The organism is Hyunsoonleella jejuensis, assembly GCF_900111025.1.
GTDB classification, from domain to species: Bacteria; Bacteroidota; Bacteroidia; order Flavobacteriales; family Flavobacteriaceae; genus Jejuia; species Jejuia jejuensis.
In genome coordinates this window covers 13,013-33,077 of record NZ_FOFN01000001.1, presented here as the reverse complement: position 1 = coordinate 33,077, position 20,065 = coordinate 13,013, and the positions used below count along the sequence as shown (strand labels likewise).

General features: G+C 36.6%; 19 protein-coding genes. 16 read left to right on the top strand and 3 right to left on the bottom strand.

The window, feature by feature from the left end; all coding sequences use genetic code 11:
* Positions 1–11: 11 nt before the first annotated feature.
* Entirely contained in the window at positions 12–599 is a 588-nt protein-coding gene (locus tag BMY39_RS00170) for a gluconate 2-dehydrogenase subunit 3 family protein (RefSeq protein ID WP_092573919.1), read from the bottom strand.
* Complete coding sequence (locus BMY39_RS00165; RefSeq protein ID WP_092577466.1) at positions 599–2,305, bottom strand: GMC oxidoreductase; 1,707 nt, start codon at positions 2,303–2,305, stop codon at positions 599–601. The genes BMY39_RS00170 and BMY39_RS00165 overlap by 1 nt, the downstream gene beginning before the upstream one ends.
* A 198-nt stretch (positions 2,306–2,503) precedes the next feature.
* Between BMY39_RS00165 and BMY39_RS00160 the strand changes: the two genes are divergently transcribed.
* The 16 genes from BMY39_RS00160 to argH all read left to right on the top strand — a co-directional run bounded on the left by BMY39_RS00160 (position 2,504) and on the right by argH (position 19,249).
* Positions 2,504–3,472 carry a sugar phosphate isomerase/epimerase family protein gene (locus BMY39_RS00160; protein ID WP_092573917.1) on the top strand — a complete coding sequence of 323 codons (969 nt, stop codon included), beginning with the start codon at positions 2,504–2,506 and terminating at the stop codon, positions 3,470–3,472.
* A gap of 28 nt (positions 3,473–3,500) precedes the next feature.
* A complete protein-coding gene (locus BMY39_RS00155) occupies positions 3,501–4,673 on the top strand; it encodes an MFS transporter (RefSeq protein ID WP_092573915.1) in 1,173 nt (390 codons plus the stop codon).
* A gap of 6 nt (positions 4,674–4,679) precedes the next feature.
* Positions 4,680–5,828 (top strand): Gfo/Idh/MocA family protein, encoded by a 1,149-nt coding sequence (locus BMY39_RS00150; RefSeq protein ID WP_245738101.1) that lies wholly within the window; start codon positions 4,680–4,682, stop codon positions 5,826–5,828.
* Positions 5,829–5,954: 126 nt separating this feature from the next.
* Positions 5,955–7,007 carry a sugar phosphate isomerase/epimerase family protein gene (locus BMY39_RS00145; protein WP_092573911.1) on the top strand — a complete coding sequence of 351 codons (1,053 nt, stop codon included), beginning with the start codon at positions 5,955–5,957 and terminating at the stop codon, positions 7,005–7,007.
* A gap of 2 nt (positions 7,008–7,009) precedes the next feature.
* Entirely contained in the window at positions 7,010–7,804 is a 795-nt protein-coding gene (locus BMY39_RS00140) for a 3-keto-disaccharide hydrolase (RefSeq protein ID WP_092573909.1), read from the top strand.
* A gap of 477 nt (positions 7,805–8,281) precedes the next feature.
* On the top strand, positions 8,282–8,899 hold the full coding sequence (locus BMY39_RS00135; protein WP_092573907.1) for a GNAT family N-acetyltransferase: 618 nt from the start codon (positions 8,282–8,284) through the stop codon (positions 8,897–8,899).
* Positions 8,900–8,903: 4 nt separating this feature from the next.
* Complete coding sequence (locus BMY39_RS00130; protein WP_092573905.1) at positions 8,904–10,079, top strand: argininosuccinate synthase; 1,176 nt, start codon at positions 8,904–8,906, stop codon at positions 10,077–10,079.
* A gap of 3 nt (positions 10,080–10,082) precedes the next feature.
* A complete protein-coding gene (gene argC, locus BMY39_RS00125; protein WP_092573903.1) occupies positions 10,083–11,060 on the top strand; it encodes an N-acetyl-gamma-glutamyl-phosphate reductase in 978 nt (325 codons plus the stop codon).
* Between the two features lie 128 nt (positions 11,061–11,188).
* Entirely contained in the window at positions 11,189–11,983 is a 795-nt protein-coding gene (proC, locus tag BMY39_RS00120; protein WP_092573901.1) for a pyrroline-5-carboxylate reductase, read from the top strand.
* Positions 11,984–11,985: 2 nt separating this feature from the next.
* Positions 11,986–13,134 carry an aspartate aminotransferase family protein gene (locus tag BMY39_RS00115; RefSeq protein ID WP_092573899.1) on the top strand — a complete coding sequence of 383 codons (1,149 nt, stop codon included), beginning with the start codon at positions 11,986–11,988 and terminating at the stop codon, positions 13,132–13,134.
* Between the two features lie 23 nt (positions 13,135–13,157).
* Positions 13,158–14,351, top strand: coding sequence for a glutamate-5-semialdehyde dehydrogenase (locus BMY39_RS00110; RefSeq protein ID WP_092573897.1), 1,194 nt, complete (start codon positions 13,158–13,160; stop codon positions 14,349–14,351).
* 1 nt (position 14,352) lies between these two features.
* Positions 14,353–15,117: a glutamate 5-kinase gene (gene proB, locus BMY39_RS00105; protein WP_092573895.1), complete on the top strand. Its 765-nt coding sequence runs from the start codon at positions 14,353–14,355 to the stop codon at positions 15,115–15,117.
* 7 nt (positions 15,118–15,124) lie between these two features.
* Positions 15,125–16,063 (top strand): N-acetylornithine carbamoyltransferase, encoded by a 939-nt coding sequence (locus BMY39_RS00100; RefSeq protein ID WP_092573893.1) that lies wholly within the window; start codon positions 15,125–15,127, stop codon positions 16,061–16,063.
* A gap of 34 nt (positions 16,064–16,097) precedes the next feature.
* A complete protein-coding gene (gene argB, locus BMY39_RS00095; RefSeq protein WP_092573891.1) occupies positions 16,098–16,877 on the top strand; it encodes an acetylglutamate kinase in 780 nt (259 codons plus the stop codon).
* Positions 16,874–17,938: a M20 family metallo-hydrolase gene (locus tag BMY39_RS00090; protein ID WP_092573888.1), complete on the top strand. Its 1,065-nt coding sequence runs from the start codon at positions 16,874–16,876 to the stop codon at positions 17,936–17,938. The genes argB and BMY39_RS00090 overlap by 4 nt, the downstream gene beginning before the upstream one ends.
* Before the next feature lie 36 nt (positions 17,939–17,974).
* On the top strand, positions 17,975–19,249 hold the full coding sequence (argH, locus tag BMY39_RS00085; RefSeq protein ID WP_092573886.1) for an argininosuccinate lyase: 1,275 nt from the start codon (positions 17,975–17,977) through the stop codon (positions 19,247–19,249).
* A gap of 52 nt (positions 19,250–19,301) precedes the next feature.
* Here argH and ppgK read toward each other — a convergent pair whose 3' ends face one another.
* On the bottom strand, positions 19,302–20,036 hold the full coding sequence (gene ppgK, locus BMY39_RS00080; protein ID WP_092573884.1) for a polyphosphate--glucose phosphotransferase: 735 nt from the start codon (positions 20,034–20,036) through the stop codon (positions 19,302–19,304).
* Between the last annotated feature and the right edge of the window lie 29 nt (positions 20,037–20,065).

Here is a 20,065-nt window from a genome sequence, read left to right as displayed (position 1 = left end):
GGTCATTCATTTTATAAAGACCATGCTTTACCACCTGTGGCTTCTTCTAGAGAAATACAACCTTTTTGTTGAGCTGGTATCGGGTCGTATGCCAAAACATGTTCTCCTACATTTTCACTTGTTTTATAGGCCCAAACCGATTGATCTCTTAAGTTTTCAAGTGATCTATACACTAAGTTCTTCTCTTTTCTAAATTGATTTTTTTCTGTTTTAGTAGCTCTCAAATACTTATCTAAGAGTATTATGTAATCTTCAGTTTTTAAATCTTTTGCTCCTGATTCTGAAATAGGGAGTGCTTTAAGTATACTTTTTATCCCTTTTCTATATTTTGTTTTACCTTCATCATCATAAGCCTTTGCGGCATATAAATCTAAAAATTCAGGAACGTTAACATCTAAGGCTCCAGGTGTGGCTTCAGTTTTGGGCAATATTAAATCCACTAATTTTTTTATAACGATACTTTCTTCTTGGTTAAAGAAAACAGGTGTCCATTTTTCAACATCGCTTGTGCAACTTTGTAAAATGCTAAACGCACTTGGCACTATCGCGGAGTATCCTAGGGTTAAACCAATATTTTTTAATGCTTCTCTACGTTTCATTATTGTTTAGCTTTAAAATGTTTAACAGCGTGATGTGCAGCTCTAGCAGTTAATGCCATATAGGTTAAAGATGGATTTTGGCATCCTGCTGAGGTCATACAGGCACCGTCGGTTACATACACATTTGGCACACTATGAATTTGATTGTATTTATTCAAGACAGATGTTTTGGGGTCTCTACCCATTCTAGCAGTTCCCATTTCGTGTATGCCAATACCAGGTGCGGCAGGTCTATCAAATGTTTGAATGTTTTTAAACCCTGCTTTTTCTAACATATCTACGGCTTGTTCAATAATATCTTTTCTCATATTGAGCTCGTTCTCTTTCCATTCAGCATCAAAGGTTATGGTGGGGAGGCCCCATTGATCTAGTTTGTCATAGTTTAGCGTCATTTTATTGTCGTGGTAGGGTAGGCATTCCCCAAAACCTCCTAAGCCCATTCTCCAACTACCAGGTTCAAGAATTTTCTCTTTAAATTCAGCGCCGTAACCTAATTCGGCTACATGTTCTGCAATGCCATGTCTTCCGGCCCCACCTTGATACCCATACCCTCTTAGGAATTTATTTGTATAACTGGCACTATCACCAAGATTTCTAAAACGAGGAATATAGATGCCATTGGGTCTTCTCCCTTTGTAATATTTATCATCGAAACCATCTATGGTGCCTGAAGCACCTGAGCCTAGGTGGTGGTCCATAATATTATGTCCTAACTCACCAGAATCATTTCCTAATCCGTTGGGGAAACGTTCAGATTTAGATTGCAATAAAATAGACGCTGAAGCAATTGCAGAGGCACAACAAAAAATAATATCAGCTTCAAATTCAAATTTTTCTTTAGTTTCTGAATCTATTATTTTTACACCAGTTGCTTTTTTTAAATTGTCATCATATACAATTTCATAAGCTATAGAATGTGGTCTTAATGTCATATTGCCTGTACGAGCGGCGGCTGGAAGAGTAGATGCATTACTGCTGAAATAAGCGCCATACGGACAGCCACGTCTGCATCTATTTCTATACTGGCATTTACCACGCCCTTCGTGTGGGGTATCTCCAGTGATATGGGCAACTCTACCAATAGTTAAAACACGTCCTTGGTTTTTTGCCATTTCTTCTTTAAGATGCTGCTCTACACAATTAAGTTCCATAGGTGGTTCAAAAATACTATCGGGAAGTTGTGGTAAGCCTAAAGCTTCCCCGCTAATGCCTACATAACGTTCTACGTAGCTATACCAAGGTTCAATATCTTTATAGCGAATAGGCCAATCTACGCCATAACCGTCTTTTTTATTAGCTTCAAAATCTAAATCACTTAGTCTGTAGGTTTGCTTACCCCACATAATAGAACGCCCTCCAACATGATACCCTCTAATCCAATCAAACCGTTTTGTTTCATTATATGGATGGTCTATATCATCAACAAACCAGTGTCTAGAATCTTTTTTAACTACATAACCTGTTCTTGCCTGCTTATACTGTCTCGCTTTTTCTTCTGCTGTAGGGTCACCTCGAAGCTCCATGTCCCATGGGTCTAAATGCATAGTGGGGTAATCTTTAATGTGCTCAACTATTCTGCCGCGTTCTAAAACCAAAGTTTTGAGTCCGTTCTCACAAAGTTCCTTAGCTGCCCAACCTCCAGTAATTCCTGTGCCAATTACAATAGCATCGTATTCTGAGGTTTTGTTTTTTTTGTTGTAGTTCATTCTAGTTGGTTCTGTTGAAAATAAATATCCTATTGAAATTCTATTTTTTAATGAAAAACGAATAATATTCATAAAAATATTAATATAAATGGAAAAATAGCTATTTTGTGTTGCAATATTGTTAAATCAAGTCTTTTGCGCTATCCTATTTAGGATACCCAGAAGATTAACATAACTACAAAAGATAATACTATCCATATGAAGCGCAGAGAATTCGTTATTAAAACATCTCAAACAAGTATAGCCTTATCTACTTTAGGTTTTTTGGCTTGTAAAAATTCAAAAGAGAAAAATAATTTGGAAGAAGAAAATCATGAAGTTGTTACATCTTCCAACAATTTGTTCTTCAAGATATCTTTGGCGCAATGGTCTTTACATCGCGGTTTGTTTGATAAGAAGATGAATAACCTTGATTTTGCGGCGGCATCCAGAAGGTTTGGGTGTGAAGGTTTAGAATATGTGAATGCTTTTTTTAAGGATAAGGCGAAAGATAAATTGTATTTAAAAGAAATGAATAGTAGAGCAGATGCTGAAGGTCAGCAAAATGTGCTAATCATGATTGATGGCGAAGGCGAATTAGCACATGCTGATACAAAAGCACGATTACAAGCGATTGAAAACCATCATAAATGGGTAGATGCAGCTCACTTTTTAGGTTGTCATGCCATTCGTGTTAATTTGGCGGGAGGTATTAACAAAACTGATGCTGCAAAAGCTGCAGTTGATTCTTTAGAGCAGCTCTCGAACTATGCAAAAGGAGCAAACATCAATATTTTAGTTGAAAATCACGGTGGTTTTTCTTCAAATGGAGAATGGATGCACAACGTGTTCTCTCAGGTGAAAAGTGAAAATTGTGGTACGCTGCCAGATTTTGGAAATTTCTGCATTACAAAAGATAAAGAACGCAATTGTATAGAGGCTTACGACAGGTATAAGGGAATGGAAGAGTTACTGCCTTTTGCTAAAGCGGTAAGCGCAAAGTCTTATGATTTTGATGCTAACGGTAATGAAACCACTATAGATTTTATGAAAGTGATGAAAATGGTAAAGGATGTAAATTACACGGGATTTGTAGGCGTTGAATATGAAGGTAAACGCTTGTCTGAAGATGAAGGGATAAAAGCGACGAGAGATTTACTTATAAATGTAGGTAAACAACTGTCTTAAAGAGAAAACCAACCAAACCAAATACATTATGGAACATATAAATAAAAATAGGCTATTTCTAGCAAGCTGTTTAGCTTTAATTACAACCGCAATGACGTTTGCAATTCGTGCGCGTTTAGAAACCGTTTTTGGTCCCGAGGGTGTAGGCTTAACTTTAGAACAAATTGGGTATGCCTTTGCACCTGCCTTTTTTGGATTTACAATAGCCATGATTATTGGAGGACCATTAGTAGATTTATTAGGAATTAAAAAAATAACGTGGATGGCGTTTATTACCCATGCCGTTGGCATCGTGTTAACCTTATTAGCAGACTCCATGACTTCACTATTTATTGCTACCCTATTTATCGGTATTGGTAATGGATTTGTAGAAGCTGCCCTAAACCCAATGGTGGCATCGATGTATCCAGAGGAAAAAACGAAAATGTTAAACAGATTTCATGTGTGGTTCCCTGGAGGTATTGTAATTGGTGCTTTGGTAGGCTGGCTTGTTATGGATGTTTTGGGCTTAAGTTGGCAAGTTATGGTAGGCACTTTGTTCATTCCACTCATAATTTACGGATTTTTGTTTTTTGGTCAAAACATTCCTGTAACAGAGCGCGTACAATTGGGTATTAGTAATAAAAAGATGTTTTCCAGTGTTTTAAAACCTTTGTTTTTATTCATGGTGGCTTGTATGTTTTTAACCGCAGCCTCAGAACTTGGAACAACGCAGCGTATAGAATCTTTGTTGAAAGAATCGGTAGCTAAACCGTTATTGGTGTTAGCATTTATAAATGGTATTATGGCATTGGGGCGTTTGTTTGCAGGTCAAGTTGTGCATAAATTAAGTCCTTCAGGGATGTTGCTGTATTCAGCAATTTTCACCTTTGTCGGGTTGTGGTTGTTAACTATATCTAGTGGTGGGATGACGTTTGTAGCTGCTGCTGTATTTGCCATTGGTGTCACGTTTTTCTGGCCAACAATGCTTGGTTTTGTTGCAGAATATTTACCAGAAACTGGAGCGTTAGGACTTTCGATTATGGGAGGTGCAGGTATGTTTTCAGTTTCAATAGTGCTACCAATTATGGGTAATTTAATGGATAATGCAAGTGCATCAGAAGCACTTCGCACCATGTCTATATTGCCTGCGATATTAATAGTAGCATTTTTAGGATTGCATATTTACATGAAAAAAAGATATAAACCTTCAGAAGTTTAAATATTTATGAGTAGAAAATTAAGAATGGGAATGGTTGGCGGTGGTGCTGGCTCATTTATTGGCGATGTGCATAGAAAAGCCGCAGCCATTGATGGGATGATTGAATTGGTATGTGGTGCATTTAGCAGTACTGCTGAAAAATCTATTGCATCAGGATTGGCCTTGAATTTAGATAAAAACAGATGTTATGGCACCTTTGAGGAAATGATTCAAAAAGAAAAAGCATTGCCCGAGGATATCCGAATGGATTTTGTGGCTATTGTAACGCCTAATCATATGCATTTTCCACCAGCAAAAATGGCTTTGGAATATGGGTTTCATGTGGTTTCTGATAAGCCTGTAACACTAACTTTGGAGGAAGCCGTGGAATTGCAAAATATTGTAGCTAAAAACGGAAAATTATTTGCTTTAACGCATAATTACACAGGTAATTCCATGGTGAAACAAGCTAAAGCAATGGTTGCAAAAGGTGAGTTTGGAACTATTAGAAAAATACAAGCACAGTATTTACAAGGGTGGTTGTCTACATCTTTAGAAAAAACCGAGCAAAAACAAGCGGCTTGGAGAGTAGACCCTAAACGCTCCGGAATTGGGGGTGCTTTAGGAGATATTGGTACACATGCTGAGAACTTAATTGAATATATTACAGGTCTAAAAATTGAAGAGATTGCTGCCGATTTAGGGCGATTTGGAGAAGGCCGAATTTTGGATGATGATGGTAATATGTTGATTAGAATGGAGAATGGAGCGAAGGGAACAATTTCTATTTCTCAAATTGCTTTAGGAGAGGAAAACAACCTAGGTATTAAGGTATATGGTACCAAGGGAAGTTTGGAATGGTATCAAGAAAACCCTAATGAATTAATAACTCGATGGTTGGAGGAGCCTAAAAAAGTGTATACTCCAAATGGTAATGGTTTACACGAAGAAGCTTTGGAAGTGTGTAGAATTCCTGCGGGACATCCTGAAGGCTATTTGGAGGCTTTTGCCACTATTTATAAAAATTTCGCAACACATGTGAATGCGATTAATGAAGGAAAGTCTGTTGAGAACCCAGATTATCCCACTGTTGAAGATGGTGTGCGTGGTATGAAATTTATTTATGCAGCTGTGGAAAGTGATAAAAATAATGCTGCTTGGACGAAAATAAACTAGATTTTAAAAACTAAAGTTGGCGGATATGCCCGCGTTAGGGATTGAGCGGTATGTTGGAGCTCCTCGCAGAGAGCGACTAGCGAAAGCCCGACCCTTGTGGTAACGCCAAAAAAATAACTAAAAAATATGAAGACTATAAAAGGACCAGCTGTATTTCTGGCACAGTTTGCAGGAAGTGAAGCACCGTTTAACACTTTAGATGGCATGTGGAAATGGGCTGCGGATTTGGGCTATAGAGGCATACAAATTCCGACGTGGGAAGCGAGTTTAATTGATATTGAAACAGCGGCCGAAAGTCAGATATACTGCGATGAATTAAAAGGAAAAGTGAATTCTTATGGTTTAGAAATCACAGAACTTTCTACGCACTTACAAGGACAATTGGTGGCTGTAAATCCTGCGTACGACACCATGTTTGATGGGTTTGCGCCAGAACATGTAAGAGGCAACCCAAAAGCAAGAACGGAATGGGCGATAGATTTTGTGAAAAAATCTGGAACAGCGAGCGCACGATTAGGCTTGAAGGCGCATGCTACGTTTTCAGGAGCTTTGATGTGGCACACCGTGTACCCTTGGCCACAGCGCCCTAATGGATTGGTAGAAATGGGCTTCAAGGAATTGGCAAATAGATGGCTTCCTATTTTAAATCATTTTGATGAACAAGGTGTGGATGTGTGTTATGAAATTCATCCTGGTGAAGATTTGCATGATGGGATTTCGTATGAACGCTTTTTAGAAGCCACGGGAAATCACTCACGTGCTAATTTGTTGTATGATCCAAGTCATTTTGTGTTACAACAGTTAGATTATCTATCTTTTATTGATATTTACCATGAGCGCATTAGAGCGTTTCATGTAAAAGATGCTGAGTTTAACCCAACTGGTAGACAAGGTGTTTATGGAGGTTATGCCGATTGGAAGGACCGCGCAGGTAGATTTAGAAGTTTAGGAGACGGACAGGTAGATTTTAGTGGTATATTTTCTAAATTAACCAAATACGGGTTGGATTTATGGGCGGTTATGGAATGGGAATGTTGTATTAAATCTTCTGAACAAGGTGCAAGAGAGGGTGCGCCGTTTATTCAAAAACATATCATAGAGGCAGCAACGCGTAGTTTTGATGATTTTGCTGGTGGTGATATAGATGAAGATTATTTGAAAAGTATTTTAGGGATTTAAATATGAAAAGAGTTTATGTTTTATTAATGGGATTGTTGTTTTTGTCATGCAATCAAAAGCAGGAAACACCATTAAAAATATATACTGAAAATAACATCGCAGATGAAGTAGAACCTACAACTCCTGAAGCTACTGAGTTTTATAAGCCTGTGCCGCCTGTGGTTGATCCTACGGGGAAAAATGGAATTCCGAGTGATGCTATTGTATTGTTTGATGGCTCCAATTTGGATGCATGGGAGGATTCTAAAGATGGTAGGCCGGCAGAATGGCTATTGAATGATGATGGCTCAATGATCGTTAAAAATAAGTCTGGCGATATTCAGACGAAGCAAAAATTTGGCTCCGTGCAGTTACATGTTGAATGGAAATCTCCAAAAGACACTCAGGGTAAAGGGCAAAGTAGGGGCAATAGTGGCGTGTTTTTACAAGGGCTTTATGAAGTTCAAGTATTGGATAATAACGATAATGACACATATGTAAATGGTCAAGTAGGCTCAATTTATAAACAATCAGTGCCATTAGCAAAGGCCTCGGTACCTTCTGGAGATTGGAATACTTATGATATTATTTACCATGCTCCTGAATTTAGCGATGTTGGTGAAAAAACAAAATCTGCCACAGTCACTGTTTTACATAATAATGTACTCATTCAAGACCATTTTGAGATAAAAGGTACTACAGAATATATTGGCTGGCCAAAAAACAACCCACATGGTAAAGCACCTATTCGATTACAGGATCATGGAGATAACAGCCGCGTAAGTTATCGAAATATCTGGGTTAGAGCACTCGATTAAAAGGTTCTTACTTCAAACTATAATATATGCACGATTTAAGACGTGCATTTTTTTTGCTAAAACTTCTATTTTTTAAATTTTTCAAAACAAAACCTTTGAAAAAAAGAGATTTATTCAATTTTCATCAAAAGTCTCATGGTTTTTAGGTGTTTATGAAATAAAGTTTTAGTTTTACTACATGAAAAATTTAAAACATAAGATACGTTTTACCACTCCCGGTTTCCCCGCGCGCAGACGCCGCCGCTTCTAATACTTTAAAATTAGTAAAACCCAAAACGTCATTTTAATTTTTCAAACAGTGTCCAAAAATCAAAACATAGCATTTCAAAATAAAGTTAATTCAATAATTAACCACAATTCTATTATGCGTCGTCGTTTCCCTCGTCGCCCGTAAGGGTACTATCTATTTTTTTGAGCTTAGGTGAGTCCGGTTCAGTATTCAAAAGAAAATTTTAAAATTTAAAAAGACGACAAAAAATGAAGGTTGTAATAGCCGATATATCACATATTAAATACGCAGAAGCCATCTGCGACACTATCGCTGAATCTGCCCAGGTTAGAGGCACAGGTATTGCCAGACGCACACCAGAATATATTGCGACAAAAATTGAAAACGGAAACGCCGTTATAGCTTTGGATGGCGATAAATTTGCTGGATTTTGTTACATCGAAAAATGGGGACATGGCAAATTTGTAGCCAATTCTGGCTTAATTGTGCATCCAGATTATAGAGGGCATGGTCTTGCAAAACAAATTAAGCATAAGATATTTGAGCATTCTAGAAATAAGTTTCCAGATGCCAAAGTGTTTAGTATTACTACTGGTTTACCTGTAATGAAAATGAATAGCGATTTAGGTTATAAACCTGTTCCCTTTTCTGAATTAACAGATGACCAGACCTTTTGGGATGGCTGCCAAACTTGCAAAAATTACGATGTATTAACTCGTACCAATAGAAAAATGTGTTTGTGTACAGGTATGCTTTACGATCCTGAAAAAGCCAAGAAAGACGAAAAAGTAAAAGTCAAAGAAGGTGCGTTTAACAGATTAAAACGAATTAAAGAAGCTTTGTTTCTAAAAAAAGACAAAAAATAATACAATGAAAAAATTAGTAATAGCTTATAGTGGCGGATTGGATACCTCGTACTGTGCAGTTAGTTTATCTAAAGACTATGATGTGCATGCGGTAAGTGTGAATACAGGAGGTTTTACACAAGAAGAAATTAAACATATTGAAAGTAACGCCTATAAAATGGGGGTTTCTACATACAAGAACATTGATGCGGTTGCTACCTTTTATCAAAAAGTGGTAAAATACTTAATATTTGGTAACGTATTAAAAAACAATACATATCCGCTATCTGTAAGTGCAGAGCGTATTATTCAAGCGATTGAAATTATTGAATATGCTAAAAGTATTAATGCAGAATATATAGCCCACGGCAGTACAGGTGCAGGAAATGATCAAGTAAGATTTGATATGATCTTCCAAACGTTGGCACCGAATATCAAGATTATTACTCCAATTAGAGACCAAAAATTAACCAGACAGGAAGAGATTGATTATTTAAAATCTGAAGGTATTGATATGCCTTGGGAAAAATCTAAATACTCTGTAAACAAAGGGCTTTGGGGTACTAGTGTTGGAGGTGTTGAAACATTAGAATCAGAAAAACCTTTACCAAGTGAGGCTTATCCATCACAATTGGAAAAAGAGGGAGAAGAAAAAGTAACCTTAACTTTTAAAAAGGGAGAGTTCGTTGCGCTAAACGGTGAAGAAAATGCTCCAGAAGTAAATATTGAAAAACTAAATGATATAGCTTCGGCCTATGCCATCGGTAGAGATATACATGTTGGTGATACCATTGTTGGTATAAAAGGAAGAGTTGGATTTGAAGCTGCCGCAGCTTTAATTACAGTGAAAGCGCACCACCTATTAGAAAAGCATACATTAACCAAATGGCAATTGCAGCATAAAGAATACTTGTCTAGTTTTTATGGTATGCATTTACATGAAGGACAGTATTTAGACCCAGTAATGCGAAATATTGAAGCATTTCTACAAAGTAGTCAAGATATGGTGTCGGGAGATGTTACAGTAACCTTGAAACCTTATCATTTCTCATTAGATGGTATAACATCTGAGCATGATTTAATGAGTGCGAAATTTGGAAGCTATGGGGAAGAAAATAGAGCTTGGACTGCTGATGATGCTAAAGGATTTATTAAAATTCTTGGAAATCAAAACAAAATATATCAACAGGTAAACTCTTAAAATATGATTAAGGTTGGAATTATTGGTGGTGCAGGATATACAGCTGGAGAGTTAATTAGGATATTGATTAATCATCCAAATGCAGAGATAGATTTTGTATTCAGTACCTCGAATGCTGGGAACCACATTAGTAAAGTACACCAAGATTTAGTAGGATCGTTAGATTTAAAATTTACGGATACCGTAAACCCGAATATAGATGTGTTGTTTTTATGCTTAGGTCATGGTAATTCAGTAAAGTTTTTATCGGCAAATACCTTTTCTGAAACTACTAAAATTATAGATTTAGGAAACGATTTTAGACTTGAAGCGGATAAAACTTTTGAAGGTAAAACTTTTGTTTATGGGTTGCCAGAATTAAATAAAGAGGCTATTGTAAATGCGAAATATATCGCAAACCCTGGTTGTTTTGCCACGGCGATTCAGTTAGGGCTATTGCCATTGGCAGATGCAGGTTTAATTACTAAAGATGTGCATGTAAATGCTGTAACTGGTGCAACTGGTGCAGGCACATCACTGTCAGCTACCACTCATTTTACATGGAGAGACAATAATTTTTCGTATTACAAACCCTTTACGCATCAGCATTTAGGTGAAATCAATCAATCTGTGAATCAATTACAGTCTGATTTTTTTTCTGAAATTATTTTTATGCCAAATAGAGGTAATTTTTCAAGAGGAATTTTTGCAACTATTTATACCGATTTCGAAGGATCGGTTGAAGATGCAAAAACCATTTATAAATCGTTTTACAAGGATGCGAAGTTTACTTTTGTTTCGGATGATTTTTTACATATGAAACAGGTGGTAAATACTAACAAATGTTTGGTGCATTTGCATAAGCACAACGGTAAATTACTAATAACTAGTACTATTGATAATTTATTGAAAGGCGCTTCAGGACAAGCTGTACAGAATATGAATTTGATGTTCGGATTAGAAGAAACAACAGGATTAGGATTGAAAGCGACTTACTTTTAAGCCTCCCCTAACCCCTCCGAAGGAGAGGAAACTCTTGTGAGTATATAGTATTGAGATATAAATAATAACATAAAAAAATAGCTTTTGTTCCTCCCTATGGGTAGGTTAGGAAGGGCTTACTAGGAATTATGAAAATAGCGATTATTGGAACGGGAAATTTGGGAAGTTCGATTGCAAAAGGGCTGATAAAAAACAAGTCTTTCACGTCGTTGTACTTGAGCGACAAAAACACGTCGCAAGTGAATGAATTTGTGGATGAAGCATATGTGACGATTACCAATAATAACGCTGCTGCAGTTGAAAACAGCGACGTTGTGATTTTTGCATTACAACCGCGCCATATTGAAGGTGTATTAAAAGAAATACAACCATTGATTACTGAGGAGCATGTTGTGATGTCGGTTGCCGCAGGATTTTCCATTGCAAAGATTGAGGCCATTTTAGGTGAGGATAAACACATTATTCGTGTGATGCCAAACACGGCGATTTCTATTGGTAAATCCATGACGTGTTTGTCGGCAAATCTTGTGGGGCAGTTGAAAATAGAATTGGCAAAGACTATTTTCAATCAATTAGGAACAACTATGGTAATTCCAGAAGAACAAATTCAAGCAGCAACTGTAATCTGCGCGAGTGGTATTGCTTTTTGGATGCGCTTGGTGCGTGCTACAACCCAAGGCGCTATTCAACTAGGTTTTGAGGCAGAAGAAGCACACCAATTAGCATTACAAACCTGCTATGGAGCGGCTAGTTTATTGAAAGAATCTGGTAGACATCCAGAGGCTGAAATCGATAGAGTAACTACACCAAGCGGTTGTACAATTGAGGGCCTTAATGAAATGGAGCACCAAGGATTGAGTTCGTCTTTAATCAAGGGTATTACGGCTTCGTTTGAAAAAATTAACCAAATTAAAAATAGTTAAACATGCCATTATTTGACGTTTATCCATTATATAATGTTACCCCAGTTTCTGGGAAAGGTATTCATGTTTACGATGATAAAGGTGAAGAATATCTGGACCTTTATGGAGGTCACGCTGTGATTTCTATTGGGCATGCACATCCAAACTATGTGGAGGCTATTACCAGTCAAGTAAATGCATTGGGATTTTATTCTAATGCGATTCAGAATCCTTTACAAAAGCAATTGGCCGATAAGATCGAAGCACTTTCTGGTTGCCAAGGCTATGAGTTGTTTTTAGTAAATTCTGGAGCTGAAGCCAATGAAAACGCTTTAAAATTAGCATCTTTTAAAACGGGAAAATCTCGAGTGATAGCTTTTAAAAATGGATTTCACGGACGCACATCGGCTGCTGTTGCAGCTACTGATAATCCAAATGTAGTAGCACCAATAAATGCACAACAGAAAGTGACGTTTTTAGAACTCAATGATATTTTGGGTGTTAAAGCTGAATTGGAAAAAGGTGATGTGTGCGCGGTTATCGTTGAGTTTATACAAGGTGTCGGTGGTTTAGATCAAGGTTCTGCAGCTTTTTTTGAGCAAGTGTATGCGCTGTGTAAAACGAATAACACCATGTTTATTGCAGATGAGGTACAATCTGGTTATGGCCGTTCAGGGAAATTCTTTGCGTTTCAACATTACAATGTAACCCCTGATATTATTTCCATAGCAAAAGGTATGGGCAACGGATTTCCTATTGGTGGTATTTTAATTCATCCAAATATAGAAGCAAAATATGGCATGTTAGGTACCACTTTTGGTGGTAATCATCTGGCATGCGCTGCGGGATTAGCGGTGTTGCATACGATTGAAGACGAGGGATTAATGGCTAATGTAGATGCCATGTCTCATTATTTTATAGAAAAAGCCAAAACTATCCCGCAAATAAAAAATATAAAAGGTAGAGGATTAATGCTTGGTTTAGAATTCGACTTTGAAGTAGGAGACCTTCGTAAAGATTTAATTTATAATTATAAGATATTTACAGGAGGAGCAGCAAATAAAAAACTTTTAAGAATTTTACCGCCTTTGAATATAGAAAAACAAAATATTGATCAGTTTTTTGAAGCTTTGAAAGGAGCTTTGAAAAATGCAGAACAAATTGTAGACTGAGATTAAGACTCAAAACAAATAAAATGAACACGCTATTATCTATAGAAAAAAGAAACGCTGTTTTATTAAAAATGGCGGCACTTCTAGAGCAAGAACGTCAGGCGATAATTGATATTAATAAAGTTGATTTACAATCCTATAAAGGGGATGATATCTCTATGTTTGACCGTTTGAAAGTGGACGATAATAAGGTAGATGAAATGATTAAAGCAGCAACACATTTGGCATCACAAGACGATCCGGTTGGTGTGGAACGATTCAGTTTTAAACATGAAAATGGCATGCAGGTATTTAATAAAACGGCGTCTTTTGGAACGGTATTGATTATTTACGAATCTCGTCCAGATGTAACAGTTGAAGCAGCAGGCATTGCCTTTAAATCAGGAAATAAAATTTTACTAAAAGGGGGAAAAGAGTCGCTAAGATCTAACCTAAAAATTGTGGAGTTGTGGCATCAAGCATTGCAGGAAGAAGGCGCATCTACCGATTGGGTTGAATATTTACAATACAACCGAACGGAAACGCAAGCCTTTTTAGAAAACCCAACACAACGGGTTGATTTAATTGTACCTCGTGGTGGTGAACGTTTAATAGCCTTTGTAAAACAACATGCAACCTGTCCTGTTATTATTAGCGGGCGTGGTAATAATTTTGTGTACGTTCATAAAGAAGCCGATTTAGATATTGCCATTGATGTGATTATGAACGGAAAGTCGAAAATATCAGCGTGTAATGCAGTAGATAAAGTATTGATTGATAAAAATCTTCCAAATAAACAGGAGTTTGTAAACACTTTGGTTTCTAAATTAAAAGATTTCAAAATTGAAGTTTTAGGTGATGAAACTATTTCAAAAGAGAACGGGTTGGAATCCATTAAATCTGATGACATTTGGTACGAGGAATTTCTAGATTATAAAATTCTTATTGGTGAAATAGCATCTAATCAAGATGCTATTGCTATGATTAATACATATTCCGGTGGGCATTCATCGTCTATTATTACAACTGATGAAGTAGAAGCTAAAACCTTTATGGAAAACGTCGATACAGCAGCGGTGTATCATAACGCATCTACACGTTTTACAGATGGTGGTCAGTTAGGTTTAGGGGGCGAATTAGCTATTAGTACAGATAAATTGCACCAACGCGGACCAATAGGGTTGCAACATTTGGTGACTAACAAATGGTACGTTCATGGTAACGGACAAATAAGATAGCATGCAGAAGAAAAAACGCATATTATTAAAAGTAGGTTCTAATACCTTAACCAAGGAAACCGATAATATTTCCAGAGGCAAGATTGAAGACATCGCAAATCAAATTGCAAAACTTCAGGATTCCTGTGAGTTTATTATTGTAAGTTCTGGCGCTATTGCAGTAGCAAAACAATTTGTGAAATTGGAGAGCAAGCAACAAGATGTATTTGTAAAGCAAGCTTTGGCATCCATAGGTCAACCTCATTTAATTAGAATTTATCAAGAGATTTTTAGAGAATATGGCTTGTTGAGTTCGCAGTGTTTATTATCCTATTCCGATTTTGAAAAGGAAGACAGCAGAAGCAATATTATGAATACTATTAATGTTCTGGTGAATAACAATTACATTCCAATCATTAATGAAAACGACACAGTTGCTACAGATGAAATTAAATTTGGTGATAATGATAAATTAGGCGCTTTAACGGCATCTTTATTGGGTGCTGATTTATTTATAATAGCAACCAATACAAATGGTATTTACACTAAGCTATCTATAGAAAGTGGTTCGCCTAAAACTATCGAAGAAGTAAATGATTTTAAGGAATTAGCAGAGGAAGTAGTCAGTTCTAAATCCTCTCATGGCAGTGGTGGGATGCAATCTAAAATAGAAGCTGCTGAGGTTACAAAAAAAGCAAATATTGAAACGTGGATTGTAAACGGATTAGAGGATAATTTTATTCTCAATGCTATAGCGCATAAAGTACCGTTTACGAAGATAAAATAAAATAGAAATGAAGCATTACACATCCATACATGATATTGATAATATTAAGAAATGGATTGAAGACGCCAAAACGTTAAAGGCAAATCCGTTGCAGCATGTTGCGCTAGGAAAGCATATGACCATAGGGTTATTATTCTTTAATTCCAGTTTGCGTACCCGTTTAAGTACGCAAAAAGCAGCATTGAATTTAGGAATGAACCCTATTGTAATGAATGTATCCGGAGATGCTTGGGGCTTAGAGTTTGATGATGGTACTATTATGAATGGTAATACGGCAGAACATATTAAAGAAGCAGCTGCAGTAGTATCTCAATATTGCGATATAATTGCGGTTAGGGCATTTCCAACATTAACCGATAAAGCTAAAGACGAAAGTGAACAGGTTTTGAATGCTTTTATGGAGTATGCCTCTGTTCCAATTGTGAATATGGAAAGTGCTACAGGACATCCATTACAGGGTTTAACCGATGCGCTCACTATTTCGGAATTCTCACAAAAAGCCAAACCAAAAGTAGTGCTGAGTTGGGCACCCCATATTAAGGCTTTACCGCATGCCGTTGCCAATAGCTTTACACAAGCAATGCAAAAAATGGATGTGGAGTTTGTGATAGCAAACCCAGAAGGCTATGATTTAAATCCTGAAATTACTGGTGATACACCGATTTACCACAATCAAGAAGAGGCATTTAAAGATGCTGATTTTATTTATACGAAAAACTGGAGTGCTTACGACGCTTACGGTAAAGTTATAAATAAGGGTACTGATTGGATGATTACTAAAGATAAAATAGGCGATGCGAAATTTATGCATTGTTTGCCAGTAAGACGCAACGTAGTAGTTGAAGATGCAGTATTAGATAGCCATAATTCCATCGTTATTGAACAAGCTAACAACAGAACCTATGCCGCACAATTGGTGTTAAAAAAGATATTAGAAAATTTATAGAGTAATAGTAGTACAAAAGTCTTAAAAACAAAATATGAAAGCACAATTATCCATCGTTAAAATTGGCGGTAATGTTATCGAAGATGCAGAAGCACTAAAATTATTTTTAGAACGTTTCTCTAAGCTTAAGGGGAATAAGATTTTAGTACATGGAGGTGGAAAACGTGCTACCTACATAGCTTCTAAATTAGGTGTCCCTTCTAAAATGATTAATGGAAGGCGTATTACTGATGCTGATACCTTAGAGGTGATAACAATGGTATATGGTGGATTGGTAAATAAAAATATTGTGGCACAACTTCAAGGATTGAATATTGATGCTATTGGGTTAACAGGTGCAGATATTAATAGTATATATTCTGAAAAGCGCCCAGTAAAAGAAATCGATTATGGCTTTGTAGGTGATGTTAAAAAAGTGAATCATCAATCTATAAACAAATTGATTAAAGCAGGTTTTACACCTGTGTTTTGCGCCATTACACATGATAAAAAAGGGCAATTATTTAATACAAATGCAGATACCATTGCCTCAGAATTGGCTATAGCGCTCTCAAAATTATATAGTGTTGAGTTGTATTACTGTTTTGAAAAAAACGGTGTTCTAAAATCTGTAGAAGACGATAATTCGGTTATAGAATATATGGATTATGGCACCTACGAAATGTTAAAGCATGGAGGTGCTTTTCATGATGGCATGCTCCCTAAACTAGATAATAGTTTTCACGCTATTGAATCTGGTGTTTCAAGAGTTTTTGTTGGAAACCCAACGATAATTAGTGATAAAAATCAAAAGTTTACTACTTTGTACTTATGATAGAGAAACTGACCAAAGATGCCATTTCACTTTTAAAGACTTTGATTGAAACTCAATCATTTTCCTCAGAAGAAGATGTTACTGCAGCTCATATTGAAAAATGGTTTCAACGTTATGATATTGATTTTAAACGTACAAAAAACAACGTTTGGGCCGTAAATAAACATTTTGATGATAGCAAGCCAACGTTACTTTTAAATTCACATCATGATACGGTTAAACCAAACTCTGCATATACTAAAAATCCGTTTCGTGCCATAGTGGAGGATGGTAAATTATACGGTTTAGGCAGTAATGATGCAGGCGGTTGTTTGGTATCATTAATGGCTACGTTTGTTTATTTTTACAATCATCACGATTTAAAATATAATTTAGTTATTGTTGCTTCTGCGGAAGAGGAGAGTAGTGGTCCTAACGGATTGAACAGTATGCTGTCGGTAATTCCAAAGATTGATGTGGCTATCGTTGGAGAACCCACTCAAATGAACTTGGCAGTTGCTGAGAAAGGATTGGTAGTGTTTGATGCAGTGGTTACGGGAACACCTAGTCATGCCGCACATCCCAACAATGATAATGTAATTTATAAATCTATTGATGTCTTACAATGGTTCAGGGATTTTAAGTTTGAAAGAGGTTCTGAAACTCTAGGAGATGTGAAATTAACTGTGAGTCAAATTAGTGCAGGAAAACAGCACAACGCAGTACCCGCAGATTTAAGTTTGGTGATAGACGTAAGAGTAAATGATGCATACAGTAATAGAGAAGTAGCCGATATTTTGCAGAAAGAAGCACCAGTAACAAGCATTATACCAAGAAGCTTACGATTAAACTCATCCTGTATTCCGTTGGATCATGATTTAGTTAAGGCAGGAATTGCAATGGGAAGAACTACCTATGGTTCACCAACCTTATCAGATCAGGCCGTATTGTCTTGTCCTAGTTTAAAATTAGGTCCTGGCGATAGTACACGTTCACATTCAGCAGATGAATTTATATATTTGAATGAGATAGAAGAAGGCATTAAAATTTATGTTGAATTGTTAAATGGAGTTATCGTCTAAACAAATCAACGTATCAACAAATAAACGTTTTACAAAATGAAACTCTGGGATAAAGGCATATCAATAGACAAGAAAATAGAACAATTTACCGTTGGGAACGACCGAGAGATTGATATCCATATTGCAAAATACGATGTAATAGCATCGAAAGCGCATGCAAAAATGTTGCAAAGTATCGGTATTTTAACTTCCGAAGAATTACAACAATTACTTGAGGGTTTAGATGTACTAGAATCCCAGATTGAAGAAGGCACCTTTGAAATTGATGCGCAATTTGAGGATGTACATTCTAAAATAGAGTTTGAGCTTACAAAATCTCTGGGTGAAGTTGGTAAAAAAATCCACACGGCACGCTCTAGAAACGATCAGGTTTTAGTGGCATGCCATTTGTACTATAAAGAAAATTTAAAGTTGATTCAAACAAAAACAAAAACACTTTTTGATACACTTTTAGATTTAGCAGATACCTATAAGGACAAAGTTTTACCAGGGTATACGCATTTACAAGTAGCGATGCCATCATCATTCGGATTGTGGTTTTCAGCTTATGCCGAATTGATGATTGATGATGTGTATTTACTAAATGCGGCTTTAAAAACAGTAGATCAGAACCCTTTAGGTTCTGCAGCTGGTTATGGCAGTTCGTTCCCAATCGATAGGGAGTTAACCACCAAAGAAATGAAGTTTTCAACTTTAAAGTACAACGTGGTTGCGGCTCAAATGGGCCGTGGTAAAAACGAACGTACCATTGCAGCAGCCTTAGGTAGTTTAGCGAATACGCTTTCTAGATTTGCCATGGATGTATGTTTGTACATGAGTCAGAATTTTGGCTTTATTTCCTTTCCTGATGAATTAACCACAGGTAGTAGCATTATGCCACATAAAAAGAATCCAGATGTTTTTGAATTAATTCGTGGCAAGTGCAATAAAATACAAGCACTTCAAACTGAAATGGTATTAATTACCAATAATTTACCGAGTGGATATCACAGGGATTTTCAGTTGTTAAAAGAAAATATGATTGCCGCTTTTGAAGAGTTAAAGGACATTTTAGATATATTTAATTACTCAATACAGCAGGTCATCGTAAAGGATATAAATATTCAGGATGATAAGTACAAATATCTATTTACGGTAGATAATATAAACACGCTCGTTGTTGAAGGTTTGTCATTTAGGGAAGCGTATCAAAAAATTGGTGGCCAAGTGCAAGATGGCACCTACGTTCCTGACACGTCTAAGCAGCATACACATGAGGGAAGTATACACAATTTGAGCTTAGATAAGATTCGGGATAAATATCCTAATTAGGGCCTTTAGGATAGCTTCAATGCAAACGACAACTAAGAAAACACAAACTGTTTTAAAATGATACAGCGGCAGCTGCACCAATAATTCCTGCATGATTGCCTAGAATAGCTGGTTTTACGGGGGTTTCAATTTTTATTTCCTTTTCGAATTTATCAAAATATTTTGATACACCTCCCCCTAAAATAATAAGGTCTGGGCAAACTAAAATATCTACAAATTCTAAAAATTTATTGACGCGTTTTCCAAATTCCTTGAAACTAAGATTCTTATTCTTTCTTACCGAATCTGCAGCATAATGCTCAATTTTTTTATACTTTTTGTAAGGTATTTGGCCTAGTTCGAAATTAGGAATAAGTACACCGTCAAAAAAAGCGCCACTTCCTATTCCTGTGCCTATGGTTATCATTAACACCAAGCCGTCTTCATTTTTGCCTATACCATATTTCATTACCGCATATCCTGCGGCATCGGCGTCATTAATAACAGTGACAGGTTGCCCACAAGCATCTGAAAATAATTTTTGTGTATCTAAATTTAACCATCCTTTGTTAAGGTTGCTGACCGACTTGCATACACCGTGTTTTATAATAGTTGGGAAACCACATCCAATAGGGCCTTTATACTCAAAGTGATTTACAATATCCCTGAACACCTCTGCCATTTCTTTTGGTTTTCGTGATGCAGGGGTTGGTATCCTATAACGTTCGGTGATCATTTCTCCAGATTCTAAATCAACAATTCCGCCTTTCATGCCAGAGCCTCCAATATCTATTCCTAAAACTTTCATGGTTTTTATGAGTATTTTCAAATGTACTA